Raw genomic sequence first — 796 nt, forward strand, 5'->3', positions numbered from 1 at the left:
CCGGCCCAGCTCCTGGCCAACGATTCCGACCCCTTGGGACGCCCCCTACAAGTAGCAAGCGCGGGCCCGCCCACCGCGGGCACGCTGGTGCGCCGGGCCGACGGTACGTTCACCTACACCCCCGCGCCTGGTTTTGCGGGCACGGCCACCTTCACTTACCTGGTGCAGGAGGCGAGCCCCGTGCTGGCGTCTTCGGGCACCGGGCATTATTACGAGTTTGTCAGCGCCCCGGGCATCTGCTGGGCCGGGGCGCAGGCCGCCGCGGCCGCCCGCCGCTACCAGGGCATGGCCGGCTACCTGGCCACCGTCACGTTTGACGGCGAAAAAAACTTTCTCGTGGGCCGGGCGTCGGGCGCGTACTGGTTTGGGGCCAGCGATGACGCCGTGGAAGGCGAGTGGCGCTGGAAAACCGGCCCCGAAGCCGGCCAACTCATCTGGCGTGGCGGGCCCACCGGCATCGGCGCGGCGTATACCCACTGGCCGCCCGGCCAGCCCGACGATTACAAAAACCAATGGCGCCCCCAGGGCGAAGACTACGCCCAACTCTACGGCAACTCGGGCCTGTGGAACGACGTGGACCCGTGCAACACGGGGGGCAGCACCGCGGGCTACGTGGTGGAGTACGGCGGCCTGGAAGCCTGCGTGCCCATTCTCTATGCCATTGGCACGGTCACGCTCACCGTGGGCGTCGCTCCCCGGGCCCAGTTGGCTACCGCGCACGCGGCGGCACCCGCTGCCGCTGGCCCCACGCCGCTGCAGGCGTCGCCGAACCCCAGCATCGGCCGGTTTCGGGTGC

The 796-nt window shown here is 70.6% G+C and carries 1 protein-coding gene; it reads left to right on the forward strand.

Features of this window, described 5'->3' with window-relative positions; genetic code table 11:
• Positions 1–796: Ig-like domain-containing protein (locus ACP7AJ_RS21475; protein ID WP_426062287.1), on the forward strand; the 796-nt coding region annotated here is incomplete at both ends.

Origin of the sequence: Hymenobacter sp. B1770 (genome assembly GCF_049896385.1) — a bacterium.
Classification (GTDB): Bacteria; Bacteroidota; Bacteroidia; order Cytophagales; family Hymenobacteraceae; genus Hymenobacter.